Origin of the sequence: Arthrobacter sp. OAP107 (assembly GCF_040546765.1) — a bacterium.
Taxonomy (GTDB): Bacteria; Actinomycetota; Actinomycetes; order Actinomycetales; family Micrococcaceae; genus Arthrobacter.
In genome coordinates, this window is the sequence record NZ_JBEPOK010000001.1 from 169,418 (window position 1) to 190,756 (window position 21,339).

Annotated in this window: 14 protein-coding genes; 9 read left to right on the forward strand and 5 right to left on the reverse strand. The window is 65.0% G+C overall.

Annotation, left to right across the window (positions count from 1 at the left end; all coding sequences use genetic code 11):
• Nucleotides 1–3: 3 nt before the first annotated feature.
• The 9 genes from ABIE00_RS00730 (at nucleotide 4) to ABIE00_RS00770 (ending at nucleotide 14,840) form a co-directional block, all read left to right on the forward strand.
• A complete protein-coding gene (locus tag ABIE00_RS00730) occupies nucleotides 4–1,452 on the forward strand; it encodes a HAMP domain-containing sensor histidine kinase (RefSeq protein ID WP_354255452.1) in 1,449 nt (482 codons plus the stop codon).
• Nucleotides 1,453–1,476: 24 nt separating this feature from the next.
• On the forward strand, nucleotides 1,477–2,061 hold the full coding sequence (locus ABIE00_RS00735; protein ID WP_354255455.1) for a TetR/AcrR family transcriptional regulator: 585 nt from the start codon (nucleotides 1,477–1,479) through the stop codon (nucleotides 2,059–2,061).
• Nucleotides 2,062–2,393: 332 nt separating this feature from the next.
• Nucleotides 2,394–4,109, forward strand: a complete 1,716-nt coding sequence (gene betA, locus ABIE00_RS00740) for a choline dehydrogenase (RefSeq protein ID WP_331574228.1) — start codon at nucleotides 2,394–2,396, stop codon at nucleotides 4,107–4,109.
• Nucleotides 4,110–4,113: 4 nt separating this feature from the next.
• On the forward strand, nucleotides 4,114–5,622 hold the full coding sequence (locus ABIE00_RS00745; RefSeq protein WP_354255458.1) for an aldehyde dehydrogenase family protein: 1,509 nt from the start codon (nucleotides 4,114–4,116) through the stop codon (nucleotides 5,620–5,622).
• Nucleotides 5,623–5,786: 164 nt separating this feature from the next.
• A complete protein-coding gene (locus ABIE00_RS00750; RefSeq protein ID WP_354255461.1) occupies nucleotides 5,787–7,445 on the forward strand; it encodes an APC family permease in 1,659 nt (552 codons plus the stop codon).
• 56 nt (nucleotides 7,446–7,501) lie between these two features.
• On the forward strand, nucleotides 7,502–8,638 hold the full coding sequence (locus ABIE00_RS00755) for an S-(hydroxymethyl)mycothiol dehydrogenase (protein ID WP_354255463.1): 1,137 nt from the start codon (nucleotides 7,502–7,504) through the stop codon (nucleotides 8,636–8,638).
• Complete coding sequence (locus tag ABIE00_RS00760; protein WP_354255466.1) at nucleotides 8,635–9,255, forward strand: MBL fold metallo-hydrolase; 621 nt, start codon at nucleotides 8,635–8,637, stop codon at nucleotides 9,253–9,255. The genes ABIE00_RS00755 and ABIE00_RS00760 overlap by 4 nt, the downstream gene beginning before the upstream one ends.
• 120 nt (nucleotides 9,256–9,375) lie before the next feature.
• Entirely contained in the window at nucleotides 9,376–11,727 is a 2,352-nt protein-coding gene (locus tag ABIE00_RS00765) for an FdhF/YdeP family oxidoreductase (RefSeq protein ID WP_354255468.1), read from the forward strand.
• 965 nt (nucleotides 11,728–12,692) lie between these two features.
• Nucleotides 12,693–14,840 carry an amylo-alpha-1,6-glucosidase gene (locus tag ABIE00_RS00770; RefSeq protein WP_354255471.1) on the forward strand — a complete coding sequence of 716 codons (2,148 nt, stop codon included), beginning with the start codon at nucleotides 12,693–12,695 and terminating at the stop codon, nucleotides 14,838–14,840.
• Between the two features lie 99 nt (nucleotides 14,841–14,939).
• Here ABIE00_RS00770 and pntB read toward each other — a convergent pair whose 3' ends face one another.
• The 5 genes from pntB to ABIE00_RS00795 all read right to left on the reverse strand — a co-directional run bounded on the left by pntB (nucleotide 14,940) and on the right by ABIE00_RS00795 (nucleotide 21,281).
• Nucleotides 14,940–16,415, reverse strand: a complete 1,476-nt coding sequence (pntB, locus tag ABIE00_RS00775) for a Re/Si-specific NAD(P)(+) transhydrogenase subunit beta (RefSeq protein ID WP_354255474.1) — start codon at nucleotides 16,413–16,415, stop codon at nucleotides 14,940–14,942.
• Complete coding sequence (locus ABIE00_RS00780; protein ID WP_354255477.1) at nucleotides 16,412–17,971, reverse strand: Re/Si-specific NAD(P)(+) transhydrogenase subunit alpha; 1,560 nt, start codon at nucleotides 17,969–17,971, stop codon at nucleotides 16,412–16,414. Before ABIE00_RS00780 ends, pntB begins: the two co-directional genes overlap by 4 nt.
• A gap of 339 nt (nucleotides 17,972–18,310) precedes the next feature.
• Nucleotides 18,311–19,258 (reverse strand): 1,4-dihydroxy-2-naphthoyl-CoA synthase, encoded by a 948-nt coding sequence (locus ABIE00_RS00785; protein WP_354255480.1) that lies wholly within the window; start codon nucleotides 19,256–19,258, stop codon nucleotides 18,311–18,313.
• A 107-nt stretch (nucleotides 19,259–19,365) separates the two neighbouring features.
• Complete coding sequence (panC, locus tag ABIE00_RS00790) at nucleotides 19,366–20,244, reverse strand: pantoate--beta-alanine ligase (protein ID WP_354255482.1); 879 nt, start codon at nucleotides 20,242–20,244, stop codon at nucleotides 19,366–19,368.
• Nucleotides 20,245–20,507: 263 nt separating this feature from the next.
• Nucleotides 20,508–21,281: a FadR/GntR family transcriptional regulator gene (locus ABIE00_RS00795; protein ID WP_354255485.1), complete on the reverse strand. Its 774-nt coding sequence runs from the start codon at nucleotides 21,279–21,281 to the stop codon at nucleotides 20,508–20,510.
• Between the last annotated feature and the right edge of the window lie 58 nt (nucleotides 21,282–21,339).

Consider the following 21,339-nt stretch of genomic DNA (forward strand, 5'->3'; position numbering starts at 1 on the left):
TTTATGGCCATCACGCTCCTGGTGGTGCTGGTGCAGGACATTCCCCTGGGCAGCTACCTCGTCCGGGTCGAACGTGACCGCCTGGCCACCTCGCTGGAACGCGATGCCTTCCTGCTCAGCGGGCGGGCCCGGCAGCTGCTGGAGACGGGCGGTCCGGCACCCGAGACGGTGGCCGCGGCCGTCCGCGATTACGGCCGTGCCAGCGGTGCCCGCGTAGTGGTGGTGGACCGCGCCGGCACAGCGGTGGCAACATCCGACGACGACCAGTCGGCTACCGGGGCCTCATACCTTTCGCGCCCCGAGATTTCCGCCGCGCTCGCCGGCCAGATCACCTCGGGCCAACGCCACTCGGACACCCTGGGGTTCGACCTGGTGTACGTCACGGTTCCCGTGCTTAGCGGCGAAAACATCACCGGGGCGGTGCGTCTGACCTACCCGGCTTCGGTGGTGGACGACCGCGTCTCCGGACAGCTCAGGGTCATGTGGGCGGTGGCGGGCACCACCGTGCTGCTCGCCGGGCTGCTTGCCTACGTGATGGCCGGCGCCGTGACCAGGCGCATCAAGCGCCTGCAGAAGGCCACGGAGCTGCTGGCGGAAGGCAACCTGGCCACCCGCACCGAGGAGGAGCAGGGCCCGCCGGAGCTGCGCACCCTGGCCCGGTCCTTCAACCAGATGGCCGACCGGCTCGAGCACCTGCTGCAGCAGCAGCGCGGATTTGCCAGCGACGCGTCCCACCAGCTGCGCACCCCGCTGACGGGACTGCGGCTGCGGCTGGAGAACGCTGTGGACGCCGTCGGCAACGATCCCGAGGGCGCGCGCGTCATGGTGGCCGACTCGCTGGAGGAGACATACCGGCTGCAGCGGATCATTGACGGCCTGCTCCTGCTGAGCCGGGCGGACAGCCGCCAGGTGGACCGGAAGGACGTGGACCTCAGCGAGATCGCCAGGAACCGCGTGGAACAGTGGGAGGCGCTGGCCGAGGAAAGCGGGGTGCGGACGGTGCTGGACGCGGTTCCGGAGGCCAGGGTAACGGCCATGCCCGGCGCGGCGGAACAGATCATCGACAACCTCATCGACAACGCCCTGGCCGTGGCCCCCCAGGACTCGGAGATCCGCCTCGTGGTCCGGCCGGACGGCGCCTCGGGAGGCTATGAGCTACACGTGCTCGACGACGGTCCAGGGCTTTCCGCGGAGGACCGGCACCGGGCCTTCAACCGCTTTTGGCGCGGCCAGTCAACGTCCGAGGGCAGCGGCCTGGGCCTGGCCATCGTCAAGCAGCTCGCCGAGGCCAGCGGCGCGGCGGCGTCCCTCGAGGCCAGGACCGGAGGCCCGGGCCTGGACGCCCGAGTCACCTTCAAGGCGGCCCCCGCCCCTGAGCGGAATTTCGACCACCGCCGGAATCCAACCATTCCCCAGAAGTCGACCACCGCGCGGACAGCAGATGCACCGTAGCGGGTTTCACCATAGTCTGGCCCAGTGGAAACAGGCACCGTGAAATCCGGCGAACAGGTTGACAGGCAAGCACGCATTCTCGAGGCGGCGCTGGACCTGCTGTCACGCCACGGCATCTCGGGTGTGAACATGCGCGCCGTGGCCCGCGAAGCCGGGGTCGCTCTCGGGCTCGTCAACTACTACTACGAAGACAAGTCAAGCCTGATCCGTGCGGCACTGCACCGGATTGACGAGCGCGACCTTGAGCTGGTGGCGCCCGACCCGGCATCCTCCCCGGACGAACAGCTGCAGAAAGCCCTCCGGCGCGTTGCGGACCCGGAACTGCTGACCACGCAGTACCTGTCCCTGCGCCTCCACCTGTGGGCGCTCGCGCAGGCCCACGAAGACTTTGCGCTGATCAATGCCGCGGCATTCGACCGGTATCTCGACGGGCTCGCGGCTTTGATCGGGAATGCGAAACCCGAGCTTTCCGCCGCTGAATGCAAGGAGCGGGCCGCCGACATCGTCGTCGTGCAGAACGGCATGTGGCTCACGGCCCTCCTTGGCGTCGACGAGGCATCCATCCAGCGGAGCCTCGCCCGCACGGAGCAGATCGCCTTCGCCGCGTAGCGGTTACAAGGCCCAGCGGCCACAAGTCCTAGGTAAAACACGGCCTTCCCCGGCCTGGGCAGACCTGTGCCGAAAAAATCTTGAACATCGGTTCAGTTTTAACCTTGAACGCTTGTTCAATCTGGACTAATCTACTTGAGTATGATCTACACCACACAAACGGGGTCCCGCGGAAATAACGGCGTTTCATCGGCGGCTTCCGGACTGCGGCTCAGGGAAAACACCATCAGCCGCACTCCCTGACCATCTCGTCAAACCCCCACCGCCAGCGTCCGGACGAAGGACAATCCGCTCCCGGCAGGTGACCTGCACCAGGTAGAAGGAGATTTTGCATGACACAGACCAATTACGACTACGTCATCGTGGGTGGCGGAAGCGCGGGCTCCGTTCTCGCCAACCGCCTGAGCGACGGAGGCCAGAGCAGCGTCCTGGTCCTGGAGGCCGGGCGGAGCGATTACCCCTGGGACCTCTTCATCCAGATGCCCGCGGCGCTGACCTTCCCCAGCGGCAATCCGTTCTATGACTGGCGCTACGAGTCCGATCCCGAGCCCTACATGGGCGGCCGCCGCGTGGCTCACGCCCGGGGCAAGGTCCTCGGAGGTTCGAGCTCCATCAACGGCATGATCTTCCAGCGCGGCAACCCGCTCGACTACGAGCGCTGGGGCGCCGACGCCGGCATGGAAACGTGGGACTTCGCGCACTGCCTCCCGTACTTCAACCGGATGGAAAACGCGCTGGCCGCCGACCCCGATGATGAACTGCGCGGACACTCCGGCCCGCTGGTGCTGGAGCGCGGCCCGGCCACCAACCCGCTGTTCCAGGCCTTCTTCGCCGCCGCCCAGGAAGCCGGCTACCCCCTGACCGACGACGTCAACGGCTACCGGCAGGAGGGCTTCGCCGCATTCGACCGCAACGTCCACAAGGGGCAGCGGCTCTCCGCCTCCCGCGCCTACCTGCGGCCCGAATTCGGCCGGAAGAACCTGACCGTCCTGACCCGGGCCCTCGTCACCAAGGTCAACTTCAAGGGCAACGTGGCCACCGGCGTCACGTACCGCCGCAACGGCAAGACCCACCAGGTAAGCGCGGGTGAAGTGATCCTGGCCGGCGGCGCCATCAACACCCCGCAGCTGCTGCAGCTCTCCGGCGTGGGCAACGCAGCCCACCTGAACTCGCTGGGCATCAACTCCGTGGTGAACCTGCCCGGCGTCGGCGAAAACCTCCAGGACCACCTCGAGGTCTACATCCAGCACGCCTGCACCCAGCCGGTCTCCATGCAGCCGGCCCTGGACCTGTGGCGCTACCCGCTGATCGGGCTGCAGTGGATGCTGGGACGGAAGGGCCCCGCAGCCACCAACCACTTCGAGGGCGGCGGTTTCGTCCGCTCCAACGAGGACGTGGACTACCCCAACCTGATGTTCCACTTCCTCCCGGTGGCCGTCCGCTACGACGGCCAGAAGGCTGATGCCAAGCACGGCTACCAGGTGCACATCGGGCCCATGTACTCCGACGCCCGCGGCAGCCTGAAGATCAAGTCCACCGATCCCACGGTGCATCCGTCCATGCTGTTCAACTACCTCTCGACCGACCAGGACCGCCGCGAATGGGTCGAGGCGATCCACGTCGCCCGCGACATCCTCGGCCAGTCCGCCATGGGGCCCTTCAATGGCGGCGAGCTTTCCCCCGGCCGCGCCGTGCAGACCGACGCGGAGATCCTCGACTGGGTGGCCCGCGACGCCGAGACGGCACTGCACCCCTCCTGCACCGCGAAGATGGGCCCGGACTCCGATCCCATGGCCGTGGTGAACCCGCTGGACATGACCGTGCACGGCACCAGCGGCCTCCGCGTGGTGGACGCCTCGGCCATGCCGTACGTCACGAACGGCAACATCTACGCCCCGGTGATGATGCTTGCCGAAAAGGCCGCCGACCTGATCGCCGGCAAGGCCCCGCTCGCGCCCCAGCACACCGAGTTCTACCGGCACGGGGTGAGCCCGCTGGAACGCGGCGGATCCGCGCCGGCAGCAGCCGCCGTGGCAGCGAAAGGCTAAGGGCATGAGCGTGACAACCGAAACCAAGCTTGAGCTCGCCCGCGGCCTCTATATCGACGGCGGTTGGCAGCAGCCGTCCGACGGCGCAACTACCGTTGTGCGCTGCCCGGCGGACGGGCGCGAGGTGGCTGTGGTCGCCAAGTCGACGGCCGAGGACGCGGAGCGGGCGATCGCCAGTGCGCGGGCCGCGTTCGACGACGGCCCGTGGCGGCGGCTGACGGACATCGAGCGCGGTGCCGTCATGCTCCGTGTCGCGGACCTGCTGGAGCGGGACAAGGCCGCCTATGCGCGGGCCGAGGCGCTGGACACGGGCAAGCGGCTCGTGGAGGCGGAGTACGACATGGACGACATCGCCGCGTGCTTCCGGTACTACGGCAAGGTCGCCGGGCTTGACGCCGGCCGGGTCGTCGACACCGGCCGGGCGGACGCGATCAGCCGTGTGGTGTACGAACCGCTCGGAGTCTGCACGCTGATTGCGCCGTGGAACTATCCGCTGCTGCAGGCGGCATGGAAGGTAGCCCCGGCCTTGGTCGCGGGGAACTCCTTCGTGCTGAAGCCCAGCGAGCTCACGCCGTCGACCTCGATCCTGCTCATGGAGACCCTCGCCGAAGCCGGCGTCCCCGCCGGCGTCGCGAACCTGGTCACCGGGTCCGGGTCGAAGGTGGGCGGACCGCTCAGCTCCGACCCGCGCGTCGACCTCGTCTCCCTGACCGGAAGCCTGGCCACGGGTCAGACAATCATGGCCGCAGCGGCCGAGACCGTGAAGCGCGTGGCCTTCGAACTCGGCGGGAAGAACCCCAACGTCGTCTTCGCGGACGCGGACTGGGACGCCGCCGTCGACAACGCCCTGACCGCGGTGTTCCTGCACTCCGGGCAGGTCTGCTCGGCAGGGGCACGGCTCGTCGTCGAGGAGACCATCGCCGAACGCTTTGTGGCCGAGGTGGTCCGGCGGGCGAAGAAGATCCGGATGGGCGGGCCCTTCGATTCCGACGCCGAGACCGGGCCGCTGATCTCCGCCAAGCACCGCGATCAGGTCCATGCTTACGTCCAGGCCGGCATCGCCGAGGGGGCGGAGCTGCTGTGCGGCGGCTACATCCCCGAAGACGGGCCGCTCGCCGCCGGGTACTTTTACCCGCCCACGGTGCTCGGCAACTGCCGGTCCGGGATGAGCGTGCTGCGGGAGGAATCGTTCGGCCCTGTGCTGACGGTCGAGACGTTCCGGACCGAGGCCGAGGCCGTCGCGATCGCGAACGACACCGAGTACGGCCTGGCCGGCGCGGTGTGGACCTCGGACGCCTCCAAGGCCCAGCGGGTCGCGGGCGCCCTGCGGCACGGCACGGTGTGGATCAACGACTACCACCCGTACGTGCCGCAGGCGGAATGGGGCGGTTTCGGCAAGTCCGGGATCGGCCGTGAACTCGGCCAGGCAGGCCTGGCCGAGTACCGCGAAGCCAAGCACATCTGGCAGAACATTGCCCCGGCCCCGAGCGGCTGGTTCGGCGCAGCCGGCTAGGCATCAACTTTGGGGGAGACGGCCGGGCGCTGCAGCGCGGTGCCCGGCCGTCGATACACCTGCGTGAATCCACCTGCGTGTGACTTCATGTGCGTGTAGTGTTACCCGCGTCCAAAGGCGGCCGCGGGTCATCACCATCGTGCTTTTCTTACTTAGGAGTTCAGATGTTGGAACCCAGCAAGAGTACTGATTCAAGCGGCATGGACGAGTTTGGCTATGCCCAGACCCTGGACCGGAGCATCGGCAAGTTCGCCAGCTTCGCCGCCGGCGTCAGCTACATCTCCATCCTCACCGGCGTTTTTCAACTGTTCTACTTTGGTTTCTCCATGGCCGGCCCCGCATACGCGTGGTCCTGGCCCATCGTTTTCGTCGGCCAGCTGATGGTGGCGCTGTGCTTTGCCGAACTGGCAGGCCGCTACCCCGTGGCCGGCTCGGTCTACAACTGGGCCAAGCGCCTCGCCTCCGGGACCTCGGCCTGGCTCGCCGGCTGGCTGCTGCTGCTGTCCTCGATCATGGCTCTGGGGTCCGTGGCGCTGGCACTGCAGATCACCCTGCCGCAGCTGTGGTCCGGATTCCAGATCGTCGGCGACGGCACCGGCACCTACGACTTCGCCCTTAACGGAGTTCTCCTTGCCACCATCATGATCACCATCTCCACCCTCATCAACGCGTTCGGTGTGAAACTCATGACCAGGATCAACAGCATCGGCGTGTTCGTCGAGCTGATCGCGGCCGTGCTGCTCATCCTCGCGCTGGCCTGGCACGTCGCGCGGGGACCCGAGGTCTTTTTCGACACCGCCGGCTTCGGCGAGGGCCACGACCTCGGCTTCTTCGGCGTCTTCCTCATCGGCGCCATGGCCTCCGGCTACGTCATGTACGGCTTCGACACCGCCAGCTCCCTCGGCGAGGAAACCAAGGACCCGAAGCGCACCGCCCCCAAGGCCATCCTGCGCGCCGTCACCGCGTCCTTCCTGCTGGGCGGGCTGATCCTGCTCTTCGGCATCCTGGCCGCGCCGGACCTCACCGACCCCAAGATCGGAGCTGCCGACGGCGGCCTGCAGCACATCGTGCTCTCCGTCCTGGGCGGCCCCTTCGGTAAGGCCTTCCTGGTGTGCATCGTGGTTGCCGTAGTGGTCTGCACGCTGGCCGTCCACGCAGCCGCCATCCGGATGATGTTCGCCATGGCCAGGGACAACAACCTGCCCTTCAGCCGCCAGCTCAGCAAGGTGGACCCGGTCCGCAAGACCCCCACCGTGGCGGCCATCGTGATCGGCGTCCTGGCCGTCATCCCGCTGCTCGTGAACATCACGCAGCCCGCGATCTTCACCATTCTGTCCAGCATCAGCATCGTCCTGATCTACCTGTCCTACCTGCTGGTGACCGTCCCCATGCTGCGCAAGCGCCTGGTGAAGAAGTGGCCGGGCGCCGGAGACCACTCCGAGAGCGGCTTCAGCATGGGCAAGTGGGGACTGCCCGTGAACATCCTGGCGGTCCTGTGGGGCGGCGCCATGACGCTGAACCTGATCTGGCCGCGCCCCGAGATTTACAACTCGGTGCCGCCGTTCGAGTGGTACCTGCAGTGGGGCGGGGTTCTCTTCGTCGCCGCGGTTACCGGCGGCGGTGCGCTGCTCTACCGCCTGAAGATCAGGCACCAGACGGGCATCCTCGCGGAGCATGCCACAGTGCACGCCGCACCGGCTCCGATCCCGGTCCAGGTCCCGGTGCCTGCGGAGGCGCCGCCCGCCCGCCTCGACGCCAGCAGCACGGCGAGTGGAATGTCCGGTCCTCGGGACGGGGATTTCGAACCGCAGCAAGTCGGTTAGATTGGGCTGAGGTGCCACAGCCATAGGGCCCGGGCCCAGGAAAGGAATGTGACCTCATGGTTCATAAAGTGAAGGCAGTTGTTGTCAGGGCGAAGGATGCTCCGGTGTCGGTGGAGACGATTCTGGTGCCGGATCCGGGCCCGGGTGAGGCGCTGGTTGATGTTCTGACGTGCGGGGTGTGCCATACGGATCTGCATTACAAGCTGGGTGGTATTGGTGATGAGTTCCCGTATCTGCTGGGCCATGAGGCGACCGGTGTGGTTTCCGCGGTGGGTGCGGGTGTGACCGAGGTGGCGCCGGGGGACCGGGTGATCCTGAACTGGCGCGCGGTGTGCGGGCAGTGCCGGGCGTGCGCGAAGGGCCAGCCGCAGTATTGTTTCAACACGGCCAACGCCACGCAGAAGATGACCCTGGAGGACGGGACCGAGCTGTCCCCGGCGCTGGGGATCGGGGCGTTCGCGGAGAAGACCCTGGTCGCTGCCGGTCAGTGCACGAAGGTTGATGAGGACGCCGATCCGGCCGCGGTGGGTTTGCTGGGCTGTGGTGTGATGGCCGGGATCGGTGCGGCGATCAACACCGGTGAGGTCAAGCGCGGCGAGTCGGTGGCCGTGATCGGCTGCGGCGGGGTCGGGATCGCGGCGATCGCGGGCGCGAAGCTGGCCGGGGCGACGACGATCATCGCCGTGGACATCGACGAGAACAAGATCGCGATGGCCAGGTCCCTGGGCGCGACGCACGGGGTGAACTCCCGCGAAGTTGACCCGGTCGAGGCGATCCGGGAACTGACCGGCGGGAACGGCGCGGATGTGGTGATCGAGGCCGTGGGCCGGCCCGAAACGTACAAGCAGGCGTTCTACGCCCGTGACCTGGCCGGGCGGGTGGTCCTGGTCGGTGTCCCGACCCCGGAGATGGTCCTGGAACTGCCGCTGCTGGATGTCTTTGGCCGGGGCGGGTCGCTGAAGTCCTCCTGGTACGGGGACTGCCTGCCCTCCCGGGACTTCCCGATGCTCGTCTCCCACTACAAGGCCGGCAACCTGGACCTGGACGCGTTCGTCTCCGAACGGATCACGATCGACCAGGTCGAGGAAGCCTTCGACAAAATGCACGAAGGCAAGGTCCTGCGCTCCGTCGTCGAAATCCAGCCCGCCACCGAAACCCGGTCCGCTGCCGCAACCGCAGGAGCATCCGTATGAGTGTCACGATCGAGAACCTGGTCACCTCGGGAACGTTTTCGCTGGACGGCGGGACGTGGGATGTGGAGAACAACGTCTGGATCGTGGGCAACGATGAGGAGTGCGTGGTCATTGATTCCCCGCACGACGCCGCCGCGATCATCAACGCCGTGGCCGGCCGGAAGGTGAAGGCGGTCCTGCTCACGCACGCGCACAACGACCACATCGGTGCCGCCCGCGAACTCGCCGACGCCGTGGGTGCCCCGGTGTGGCTGAACCCGGAGGACCAGGTCCTCTGGGAACAGGTCTACCCCGGCACCACCCCCGATAAGGCGATCAAGGACGGGGACGAGTTCGCCGTCGCCGGCGCCACGCTCACGGCGATCCACACCCCGGGCCACTCACCCGGCTCCACCTGCTTCCACCTCGAAGATGAGGGGACCGTGTTCACCGGCGACACCCTGTTCAACGGCGGACCCGGCGCCACGGGGCGTTCCTACAGCGACTACCCCACCATCCTGACCTCCATCCGCGAACGGCTCCTCACCCTGCCCGCGGACACCGTCGTCAGGACCGGACACGGCGAGAACACCACCATCGCCGCCGAACGCGAAACCCTCGCCAAAGTAACCCAGTAAAAGGTGGCACAGTAAGACGGAAGACAAGATTGCCGCACTTAAAGGCGCGCCAGGAATGCCTGGCGCGCCTTCGTGGCGATCAAAACAGGCACGAAAGCAGCCGGTTAGGAAGTTGGAACAATGAAGTTCGGGAAGCAGCCCGCCCCCGTCGCGGACATTAACGAGGACGAGCTCGAAGTCCACAAGCCGAAGACCGAGGCCGCCGGCGTCAAGGCCGTGATGGTGGCCTTGGAACGCGCCGTGGCGCAGGCCGGCGTAACCCGCACGGCGCAGTCGCTGCTGCGGCTCAACCAGCGCGGCGGTTTTGACTGCCCGGGCTGTGCGTGGCCGGAGTCGGACAAGAAGCGCAAGGCCGCCGAGTTCTGCGAGAACGGCGCCAAGGCCGTGGCCGAGGAAAACACCCTGCGGACCGTGGGGGCGGAGTTCTGGGCCAAGCACTCCATCGCTGAGCTGTCCGAAAAGACCGAGTACTGGCTGGGAAACCAGGGACGGCTCAGCGAACCGGTGGTCATCCGGGAGGGGGAGACGCATTACTCGCCGATCTCCTGGGCGGATGCCTTCGAGCTGATCGGCGAGCACATCCGGGCCAGCACGCCGGACCGCTGTGTCTTCTACACCTCCGGGCGCACGGCGAACGAGACGGCGTTCATGTACCAGCTGTTCGCCCGCTCGCTGGGCACCAACAACCTGCCGGACTGCTCCAACATGTGCCACGAGTCCTCCGGCTCCGCGCTGAACCCGACCATCGGCATCGGCAAGGGCACGGTATCGCTGGATGACATCCACGACGCCGAGCTGATCTTCGTGGTGGGCCAGAACCCGGGCACCAACCACCCCCGCATGCTGTCCGCGCTGAAGGAATGCAAGGACAAGGGCGGCAAGGTGGTGGCGGTGAACCCGCTGCCCGAGGCCGGCCTGTTCAACTTCCGCGATCCGCAGACGCTCTCCGGCGTGGTGGGCGGCGGCACGCCGCTGGCCGACGAATACCTGCAGATCAAGGTGGGCGGCGACCTCGCCCTGTTCCAGGCACTGGGCCACCTGCTGCTGCAGGCCGAGGAGCGAAACCCGGGGACCGTCGTCGACCGTTCCTTCATCGATGCGCAGACCGACGGCTTCGACGCCTACGTCGAAGCCCGCAAGGACCTGGATTGGGAGGAGACGGAGCGGGCCACGGGCCTGTCCCGGAAGCAGATCGAGGATGTGGCCGGGATGCTGGTGGCGTCCAAGGCCACCATCTTCTGCTGGGCGCTGGGCGTGACCCAGCAGCCGCACTCGGTGGACACCATCAAGGAAATGGTCAACGTCCTGCTGCTGCAGGGCAACTTCGGCAAGCCCGGCGCCGGTGCGTGCCCGGTGCGCGGACACTCCAACGTCCAGGGTGACCGGACCATGGGCATCTGGGAGAAGCCGAAGGAGTGGCTGCTGGAGGCCCTGGACAAGGAGTTCGGTATCCAGTCGCCGCGGGACCACGGCCACGACGCAGTGGAGTCCATGGAGGCGTTTGAGCGCGACGAGGTGGACGTGTTCGTGTCCATGGGCGGGAATTTCTCGCTGGCGTGTTCGGACACCGAGACGCTGGAAGCCGGGATGCAGCGGATCGGGCTCACCGTGCACATCTCCACCAAGCCGAACCGGTCGCACGTGGTGCACGGCCGCACCTCGCTGATCCTTCCGACGCTGGGACGGACGGACAAGGACGACAAGCACCCCAAGGGTGCCCAGTTCCTGTCCGTGGAGGACTCCATGTCCGTGGTCCACTCCACCCAGGGCAGGCTTACCCCGGTCTCCGAGCACCTGCTCGCCGAGCCGGTGATCGTGGCCCGAATGGCCGAGGCAACCTTCGGCCCGGACCATTCCGTGGACTGGAAAGCCATGGCCGAGGACTACGACGTGGTCCGTGACCATATCGCCCGGGTCCTGCCCGGGTTCGAGGACTTCAACGCCAGGGTCCGGACCAGGAACGGCTTCGTGCTGCCCAACCCGCCCCGGGACACCCGCTCCTTCGCGACGGACATCGGGCGCGGCCGCTTCACGGTCAGCCCGCTGGAGTACCTGACGCCACCGGCCGGGCACCTGGTGCTGCAGACCATCCGCAGCCACGACCAGTACAACACCACGTTCTACGGCCTGGACGACCGCTACCGCGGCATCTCCGACGGCCGCCGCGTGATCCTGGTGCACCCCGAGGACCTCGCCGAGCAGGGCTTCAAGGACCGCGACCTCGTGGACGTGGTGAGCACCTTCCAGGGCACCGACCGCCGCGCGGAGAAGTTCCGGCTGGTGGCCTACCCGACGGCCAAGGGCTGCGCCGCGGCGTACTTCCCCGAGGCCAACGCCCTGGTCCACAAGGAAAACGTGGCCCGCGTGTCCAACACCCCTGGCTTCAAGGCCATGTTTGCCCGCTTCGAGCCGCACGCAGGCGGGGTTGCGACGGCGGAGGCTGATGCCCTGGAGCCGGCCTCAGCTAGCTGACGCATACCGCACACAAACGGCCCCGCTTCCGAAAGGAAGCGGGGCCGTTCTGGGTTCTGGAATGTGGTGAGGCCACCACTAGAATTCGGCCTTCAAGTTGCTCAGTAGTAGGTGACTGATCCGGTGGCCAGCCCGAGGGCCTCTGGCCCGGGACCTGTCAGGTTGGGTTCTGAGAGCTTCTCGAGCCACCGTCAGAAAAATAGGCATGGAACCCTATTCTGACGCCCTTTGGCCGCTGTCCTGACGTCAGGTTGGGGTGTACTCCCGCCTGACGTCCTGGTGAGACAAACCGAATCAAAACCACTGGACTTGCCTGGAGCAGCGCGGGAAAGGTCTTGCTGGTTGGGTGTGCTTCGGTGGGCTCTCCTCGTTCACTTTCCGGTCCGGGGGTGGAGCGCGAAAGCACTCAGGTGTGTCGGAGGTAGGCCTGTTAGATCGTGACCTCCGGGTAACGCCTGAGCGTCCTCCGACGCTTCTATTGATCCCGCATGATTCAGGTTCATTCGTCGAACTGTCTCTGGACGGAACTGGACAACTCCATGAAGGCAACGTGTTCGCCTACGGAGGACGGGTGAGAGAGGCGGAAGTGCTGCATGGAACGTCCCGTACGCGAGGACTAGCCCGTGGGGTTGTTGGCTCCCTTCATCGCGCAGTCTCACGGTTGCAGCGATGAAGGCATGCCCCCGCACCATATCGAATTCCAGACTGTCGTTGCTGTCAGTCATGAGAATTCAATCGCCGCGCCCCCGCCATTGATACAGAGGAGCCCTCGACAGGGCCTCGGCTGAAGGGTGCCCCGAAGAAGGGGGGCACCATCATTTCCTTGCGCCGACGGCGCTGCAAAGAGAAGGGCCCAGACGCTTGATTCCCCGGCAACAGCGCATCATAGTTCTAACTACGGAGGGCCGGCGGGGCTAGCCGTTAGCTTGCGGCCGACCTCTCTCGAGATTTCGAGGAGGACGTCGATGCCGGGTTGGAACGCCGACAATGCAGCCGGTTCCGCAGGCGCGGGAGCCGTCACAGTTCTTGATGGCTCTTCGTTCTGTTTGACTGCAGCCAATGGAGACATGGCCTCGGGCAGTCCCCATGGGGCGTTTTTCCACGATACCCGGTACATAAGCGCCTGGAACCTCAGCGTCGATGACGTTCCGCTCGAAGCGCTTGCCGCCACGGTGGTGGAACCTTTCGAAGCCTTATTTATAGGGAGAGTAAGCGGTCAGGTGGAGGGTGTTGACACGCCATTGCTGATAGAACGCAAAAGGACTATTGGCGCCGGACTTTCCGAAACCATAACGGTCGAGAATCATCGAGCGGTGCCAATAACCTTCCGGCTCGGCGTGGCCGTCGAGTCTGATTTCGCTGACTTATTCGAGGTCAAGGAAGGCCGGCCCGCCAGTGCGGGGAACTACCATGTACGGCTAGAGCACGACACTCTTCTGCTTGAACGAATGGGGTCAGGTCGGCGTCATGGTCTTGCCGTGCGCGCACCGGGTGCAGCTTTTGATGGCCACCAGCTAACCTTCATTCCAACAATTCCTGCACACGGCCAATGGATTCAAACGCTTACAGCCACGCCCTTCCTGGATGGGGAGGCGCTGGTCTCAACGGTGGAATACGGCACTGCTGGAATTTCCTCTGAAGCTCACCAGCGCCTCTTGTCCTGGCGAATGTCCATGCCCATCCCGGATCTGGCGGACGCGTCGGTCCGGCGCACGATCCTTCGGAGCCAAGAGGACTTGGGTTCACTGCGGATTTTTGACCCCGACCATCCCGAGCGCGTCGTGGTCGCGGCCGGAGCCCCATGGTTCATGGCCCTGTTCGGCCGCGACAGCCTGCTTTCATCCCTCATGTCCCTCCTGCTGGACCCGACTCTGGCACTTGGCACCCTCCAGACGCTGGCGGACCATCAAGGGAAGGTGGTGAACCCTGCAACCGAAGAGGAGCCTGGTCGGATCCTCCATGAAGTCCGTCTAGGCACCACCACCGAGGCTGTTCTGGGTGGTCATAGCATTTACTACGGAACCGCAGATGCCACTCCATTGTTCGTCGCATTCCTGGGTGAACTGGGCCGGTGGGGGCTGGAAGCAGATGCTGTCCATGCCCTGCTTCCGGCCGCAGACCGCGCGCTTGCGTGGATCGAGAACTACGGCGACCGCGACGGCGACGGATTCGTCGAATACCAGAGGCACACCAAACACGGGTTGATCAACCAGGGCTGGAAAGACTCCTGGGACGCCATCACTTTCGCCGACGGCTCCCTCGCCCAAGGGCCTATAGCGCTCAGCGAAGTCCAGGCTTACACCTACGGTGCATATGTGGGGCGTGCGCTCATGGCGCTAAACGACGGAGACAACGAGATCGCCGATTACTGGACGGCGAAGGCAGTCCAACTTAAGGAGGCATTCAATGAACGCTTCTGGCTGCCGGAGCGGGGCTATTATGCCATCGCGCTGGACGGGGACAAGAGGCCGGTGGATGCTTTGGCTTCTAACATGGGTCACTGCCTTTGGCTGGGCATCGTGGACACCGACAAGGCCCCGCAGGTAGCTGAACGTCTAATCTCCCCTGAGATGTTCACTGGATGGGGTATCCGGACATTGGCGAGCAACATGGGAGCCTACAACCCACTCAGTTACCACAACGGTTCTGTTTGGCCGCACGACAGTACGCTGGTAGCACATGGCCTCATGAGATATGGATTCATCGAGGAAGCCCAGAGTATCGCATACGGACTTTTTCAAGCGGCCGACTACTTCGGCGGCCGACTTCCGGAACTGTTCTGTGGGCTCGACCGGGCGAGATTTCCAACTCCAGTGCCGTATCCAGCGGCATGCTCGCCCCAAGCGTGGGCCTCAGCGGCTCCAATTCATCTGATACGCATGCTGTTGCGGTTCGATCCTGCTCTTCCATGGAACGAGTTATGGCTCGCGCCGGCTCTTCCGCCAGGGTTTGGGCAATTCCGGATTGACAACATACCGTTTGCCGGACATCGACTCACTATCGACATCACACAGAGGTCGATCACCGTGGACGGGCTGCCGGAAACCATAAATCTCCGACGCGAAGCCCGCCCCGCACTTAGGGAGCTGTTGAATCTGTCACGGGCCAAATGACACTGTTCCTAGGCAGGCGTGATACCACCGCCCTGGGCGCCCTGAACACCGGCCTGCGGCACCGAAACTCGGGGTCGGGGCATGATTCCTATCTCCTCTTTAGAACGCGCGAAGGATGTCTTCGACGCGTTGTTTGGCATCTCCGAAGAGCATTTGGGAGTTGTCGCGGTAGAACAGGGGGTTTTGGACTCCGGCGTAGCCTGCGGCCATGGATCGTTTGAAGACGACGACGTTTTCGGCTTCCCAAACGCGGAGGACGGGCATGCCGGCGATGGGGCTTCCCGGGTCTTCGGTTGCTGCGGGGTTGACGGTGTCGTTCGCGCCGATGACCAGTACCACGGAGGTGTCTCCGAGGTCGTCGTTGATTTCGTCCATTTCCATGACGATGTCGTACGGGACCTTGGCTTCGGCGAGCAGGACGTTCATGTGCCCTGGGAGCCGCCCTGCGACCGGGTGGATGCCGAACCTGACGTTGACGCCTTTCTCGCGGAGCTGGTGGGCGAGTTCGGCAACGGGGTACTGGGCCTGTGCCACGGCCATGCCATAGCCGGGGGTGATGACAACACTGGAGGCGTTGGCCAGCATTTCCGCGGTGGCTTCTGCCGTGATCTCACGGTGCTCACCCTGGTCTGCGTAACCGCCGGTGGTGGGCGCCGCGATGCCAAAGCCGCCGGCGATGACAGAGATAAAGGACCTGTTCATGGCCTTGCACATGATGTAGGAGAGGTAGGCGCCGGAGGAGCCGACGAGGGCGCCGGTGATGATGAGCAGGTCGTTGTTGAGCAGGAAGCCTGCGGCGGCTGCGGCCCAGCCGGAGTAGCTGTTGAGCATCGAGACGACGACGGGCATGTCGCCGCCGCCGATGGAGGCTACGAGGTGCCAGCCCAGCCCCAGAGCAAGGACAGTGACAACGATCAGGAGCCACAGCTGGGAGTCGTTGACGTACCAGACCGTCAGCGCGACGAAGGCGGCGAGGGCGCCGAGGTTGATCGCGTTCTTTCCCGGCAGCATCAGGGGTGAGGATTTCATCCGGGCCGAGAGTTTCAGGAACGCCACGATGGAGCCGGTGAACGTGACGGCGCCGATAAACACGCCGATAAACACCTCAGCGTGGTGGATCGCTGTCAGGTCCGGGGACAGGGCAGGGGCTTCAAGGTGCCCGTTCCATCCGACCAGGACCGCGGCGAAGCCCACGAAGCTGTGCAGCAGCGCGATCAGTTCGGGCATGCCGGTCATTTCCACGACCCGGGCGCGCCAGAGCCCGATCGCCCCGCCGACGAGCACTGCGGCCAAGAGCAGGATCAGGCCGGTGAGGGCAGGGCCTGTACCCCAGGCGCCCTGCAGGGTCAGCCAGATGGTCGCGGCGAGGGCGATGATCATCCCGGCGATCCCGTAGACGACGCCTGCGCGGGCCTTTTCGTGTTTGCTCAGTCCGGCGAGGCTGAGGATGAACAGCAGGGCCGCGACTATGTACGCAGCTCCCGCAATGGTGTCGGCGGTCAGCGGACCGGAGACAGTGTCGGACACGGTAAGGCTCCTCGTAAGTGTTGCTGCTGCTTCAGTGACGGCGCTCATCTACGGGCCCCGTCTCCGCGGGAAAACATGGCGAGCATGCGGCGGGTGACGGCGAAACCGCCAAAGATGTTGATGCTGGCCAGCAGCACCGCGACGGCGGCGAGGACCTGCATCACTGGGTTTTCCGAGGTGACCTGCAGCAGCGCACCAACGACGATGATCCCCGAGATGGCATTGGTGACGGACATCAGCGGAGTGTGCAGGGCGTGATGGACCTTCCCGATGACATAGAAGCCGACCACGACCGAGAGCATCAGCACCGTGAAGTGCTGCGGCAACGGCGCCGGAGCAACAGCGTTGACGACAAACAGCGCGGCGATGCCGGCGGCAAAGAGCCCGGCCTTACCGGCCGTGCTGAGGCCCTGCTTTTTCTTCGGTTCAGGGATTTCGGCGGCCGCTGACGCGTCCGGCTTCACCACTGGGGCGGCGGAGACCTGGACCGGGGGCGGCGGCCAGGTGAGCTCCCCGTTGCGCACCACCGTCACCGACCGCTGCACCACGTCATCAAAATCGATCCGGAGCTGGCCGTCCTTGTCCGGGGTCAGGAGCTTGAGCACGTTCACCATGTTGGTCCCGTACAGCTGGGACGCCTGGGCTGGCAAACGGGCCGGAAGATCCGTGTAGCCGATGATTACCACACCGTTCTCCGTCACGACGCGTTCCCCGGCGACCGAGCCTTCCACGTTCCCGCCCTGGCCCGCTGCCATGTCCACGATCACACTGCCCGGCTTCATGGCGGCCACATCTTCGGCCGTGAGCAGCTTGGGCGCCGGACGCCCCGGAATCAAGGCCGTGGTGATGATGATGTCCACATCGCGTGCCTGCTCGGAGTAGATCTCCGCGGCGCGGATGTTATACGCCTCGGAGGTGGCCTTCGCGTATCCATCGGAGGACTTCATCTCCTCGGCGACCTCGACCTTGAGGTAAGTTCCGCCGATGGACTTTACCTGGTCAGCGACCTCAGGCCGCGGGTCCGTCGCCCGCACAATCGCGCCCAGGCTGGACGCCGTACCGATCGCCGCCAACCCGGCGACACCGGCACCGGCGACCAGGACCTTCGCCGGCGGGACCTTGCCCGCAGCGGTGACCTGGCCCGTAAAGAACCGGCCGAACTCATGCGCCGCCTCGATCACGGCACGGTAGCCGGCGATGTTCGCCATCGAACTGAGCACGTCCATCGATTGCGCCCGCGAGATCCGCGGCACTGCATCCAACGCCAGCGCCGTGATCGGACGCGACGCCAGCGCCTCCACCAACTCAGGCCGCAATCCAGGGCTCAACGACCCGATCAGCGTCGCACACTCAGTGAGACGGGCGATCTCATCTTCACTGGGCGGATTGATCCGCAAGACCACTTCGCTGCCCCACGCCTCGTCGGCGCCCACAATCAGGGCACCCGCTTCGGCATAAGCCTCGTCACGGAAGGATGCCGACTCACCCGCGCCCTTCTCGACCACAACCTCGTAGCCCAACCCCAACAACTGCTTCACGGTGACAGGCGTCGCCGCCACCCTCGTCTCGCGACCTAACTCGGCCGCAATGCCAATACGTGTCACTTATTGCTCTCTCTAAGATGTGGTGCCTGGCCAATTCGATTTGAATGCCGGGAGACAAAGCCGGGGTCACTGTTTCTAAGAAAAGCAGCGCCCGTAATGGATCCGTCGCCGGGTCCGGCCCGGATTTCGGGGTGCCTGTTGCGAAGGGCATGCGTACCCGGCGACGGAATTCTTTGAAGTCCTAAACGGTGGCGAGCTCTTCCTGGTTGCCTTCCCGCCGGCCTCGGTGAGGTAGCGAGGCGGACCAACATCTCTTGGCAACCCTTCCCCGCTTCATACCACGGCGCTCCCACCGCCCGGCTCGGGACATGCAGCTACATTGCGAAGACGTCGCCTGCCTTAGAAGTAGTGGGGGAAGCGGGACCAGTCGGGGTCGCGCTTTTGCAGGAAGGCCTCCTTGCCCTCCACCCCCTCGTCCGTCATGTATGCCAGCCGGGTGGCTTCGCCGGCGAACACCTGCTGGCCGGCCAGTCCGTCGTCGGCCAGGTTGAACGCGAACTTGAGCATCCGGATGGCCTGCGGGGACTGCCGGGCGATGCCCGCCGCGTATTCCAGGGCCACCTCCTCGAGACGGTCGTGGTCCACGGCCTCGTTCACCGCGCCCACCCGCACCATGTCCTCGGCGGAATACTCTCGGGCCAGGAAGAAGATTTCGCGGGCAGCCTTCTGGCCGATCTGGCGGGCCAGCAGCGCTGAGCCGTAGCCTGCGTCGAAGCTGCCCACGGTCGCGTCGGTCTGCTTGAACTTGCCGTACTCGCGCGAAGCGATGGTCAGGTCGCAGACCACATGCAGCGAGTGGCCCCCACCGGCGGCCCAGCCGTTGACGACGGCGATGACCACCTTGGGCATGGTCCGGATGAGCCGCTGGACTTCCAAGATGTGGAGGCGGCCGGCACGTGCCGGGTCGATGGTCTCCTGCGTCTCCCCGTCCGCATACCTGTATCCGTCCCGTCCCCGGATCCGCTGGTCCCCGCCGGAGCAGAAGGAGTGTCCGCCGTCCTTGGGGGAGGGGCCGTTGCCGGTGAGCAGCACGGTGGCCACATCCGGCGTCATCCGGGCATGGTCCATGGCTCGGTAGAGCTCATCGACCGTGCCGGGGCGGAACGCGTTGCGGACCTCGGGGCGGTTGAAAGCGATCCGGACCGTGGGTAGGTCCTTGGTGGTGCCGTCCGCGGAACGTTCCACCTGGCGGTGGTACGTCATGTCCTGGAAATCGAACCCGGAGACCTCGCGCCATTGGGCGGGATCGAAGACGTCAGATACTTTGGCGAGGATTTCGTTACTCATAGGTCCTTGGTTGTGTTGAGTATATTGATGGCGTTGGGCTGCGAGGTTGGTTTCGGACAGCTGATTTCAAGCCGTAATCAGCTCTGCCTTTTCCAAAATGCCCGTGGCTAGGAGGTCTCAGGGAAACTGAGATGAGCATTGTCGATGAGGCGAGTAGTTCCGACTCTCGCTGCGATCAGGAGTCGCGCATCCGTACCGCCGCTGTACGGAGCGAGGTTGGCCGTTCGTAGTTCCACGTAATCGGGAACCACCTCTGGTTGCACTGCCAGCGCTTCATGAGCGGCTTCCAGCGAGGCGCGGGGTCCGCCGCTGGCTGCTGCTGCTGCCGCTTTGAGGGCTTGGGAGAGAGCGAGTGCAGCGGTGCGCTGCTCGCAAGTGAGGTAGCGATTGCGTGAGGACAAGGCCAGCCCATCGGGGTCGCGCCGTGTGGGAACACCTATCACTTCTACGCCCATATTGAGGTCGACAGACATCGATCGGACCAGGACCAATTGCTGGTAGTCCTTCTCGCCGAAGTAGATTCGGTCTGGCTTTACCATGTTTAGGAGCTTTCCAACCACGGTGAGGACACCTGCGAAATGCCCTGGTCGGGATCTACCTTCCAGTTCGTCGCCGAGCGGCCCGGGGACGATGGTGACGACGCCTGCACCGCCTGACGGGTACATCTCGTCCACGCTGGGTGCGAAAACGAGATCGGCGCCCGCCTCGCGGCTTTTGGCGACATCAGTTTCCAGATCACGGGGGTAGCGGGTGAAGTCTTCATGAGGCCCGAACTGCAGCGGATTGACGAAGATTGACACCACCACGGAAGTCCGGCCGTCGCGGCTTGCTTGGCGTATTAGTTCCTGATGACCGCTGTGGAGGGCACCCATGGTCGTAACCAGCGCGACCGACCGGCCTGCAGCCCGCAGCCGGGCTACGGCGGCGGCGAGAGAAGGGTAATCCTCGTGAACGATGATGTGCCCCTCATTGGGTGATGTGTCCAATGGACTTCCTTAAGATTGTCACGTCTGTTCTCTTTGAGCCGAGCGCTGCCGGTGCGATCCCTACGGCCGTGGCCTTGGGCTGGTGGGCAACTATCTAGTTCAGGGCGGCATCCACCCGCAGGACTCATAGTCGCCGTGCAGCGGCTCTTTGATGGCGTCACTGGCTATTCTGGTGGGCAAGTGCTGTGCAGGTGGGAGGGGGATGCAGTGACTTGCGGCACCCCCCAGGCAAAAGTCCTGCAAGGGCAGGCAAGTGCAGCTGGCTAGCTGCCGGCGTTCTCTGCCGGACGAACTTCATCAGCCAGCGACCGAAGCGCAGGCCGTTCCTTTTCCTCCACGTAATCGTAGTAATACCAAAACAAGCCATCCCGGGTGAGCCATGACGCTAGGCGGCCATCACGATGCCGAATCGCATGCAGTAACTCGTCATGATGCCGGATGGAAGCCAACATCTGTCCCCGGCTGTCTCCGGAGTCGATGATGCGTTGCTGGATAAGGTTGAGGACGGATTCACGGACGGCCTCCCCGGAAAGCTCCAGCAGAGGGTTGCCGCTAGCACGTGCGACGATGCGGTGAAAATCGAAGTCGGCCGCGCTGAAGTCCTCATAACCTAACTCGATGCTCGCCCGCATGCGTGCGTTCGCCCGTTCCAGTTCCAGGAGTTCGGACTCGCTTCGATTGGTTGCGGCGAGCACAACCGCAGCGCTCTCAATCATCATGCGGAACTGCAGCAAGGAGGCGAATCCGACAATGTGTCCGGAAGTGAGTCTCGTCAATGATTTTTGTAAGGAGTGGGAACTGGCAGGGAGGACGACGGGCCCGCGGCGATCGCCCAGGCGCGATTTCACCAGATGGTTGCTTTCAAGCAACCGGAGGGCTTCCCTGACGGTTGGGCGGCTGACGCCATATTGCTCCACGAGCTCCCGCTCGCTTGGGAGACGGTCTCCGGGTTTCAACTCACCTGACAGGATAGCGCTCTCTACGCGCCCGGCGATCACCTGGTAGGCGCGGCCGGGCTGCGATGGCTCGGTGTTCACGCTCCCGCCCTTCCTTTCTCTCCACTTGGTTCTCAGATCTCCCGGCCTTGGGGCGCAG

Excerpts from the sequence above, each read along its gene's own strand:
- ABIE00_RS00755 (WP_354255463.1), top strand. The coding sequence starts at position 7,502 with ATGGTTCATAAAGTGAAGGCAGTTGTTGTCAGGGCGAAGGATGCTCCG.
- ABIE00_RS00760 (WP_354255466.1), top strand. The coding sequence starts at position 8,635 with ATGAGTGTCACGATCGAGAACCTGGTCACCTCGGGAACGTTTTCGCTG.
- ABIE00_RS00770 (WP_354255471.1), top strand. The coding sequence starts at position 12,693 with ATGCCGGGTTGGAACGCCGACAATGCAGCCGGTTCCGCAGGCGCGGGA.
- pntB (WP_354255474.1), bottom strand. The coding sequence starts at position 16,415 with ATGAGCGCCGTCACTGAAGCAGCAGCAACACTTACGAGGAGCCTTACC.
- ABIE00_RS00730 (WP_354255452.1), top strand. The coding sequence starts at position 4 with ATGGCCATCACGCTCCTGGTGGTGCTGGTGCAGGACATTCCCCTGGGC.
- ABIE00_RS00765 (WP_354255468.1), top strand. The coding sequence starts at position 9,376 with ATGAAGTTCGGGAAGCAGCCCGCCCCCGTCGCGGACATTAACGAGGAC.
- betA (WP_331574228.1), top strand. The coding sequence starts at position 2,394 with ATGACACAGACCAATTACGACTACGTCATCGTGGGTGGCGGAAGCGCG.
- ABIE00_RS00750 (WP_354255461.1), top strand. The coding sequence starts at position 5,787 with ATGTTGGAACCCAGCAAGAGTACTGATTCAAGCGGCATGGACGAGTTT.
- ABIE00_RS00745 (WP_354255458.1), top strand. The coding sequence starts at position 4,114 with ATGAGCGTGACAACCGAAACCAAGCTTGAGCTCGCCCGCGGCCTCTAT.
- ABIE00_RS00785 (WP_354255480.1), bottom strand. The coding sequence starts at position 19,258 with ATGAGTAACGAAATCCTCGCCAAAGTATCTGACGTCTTCGATCCCGCC.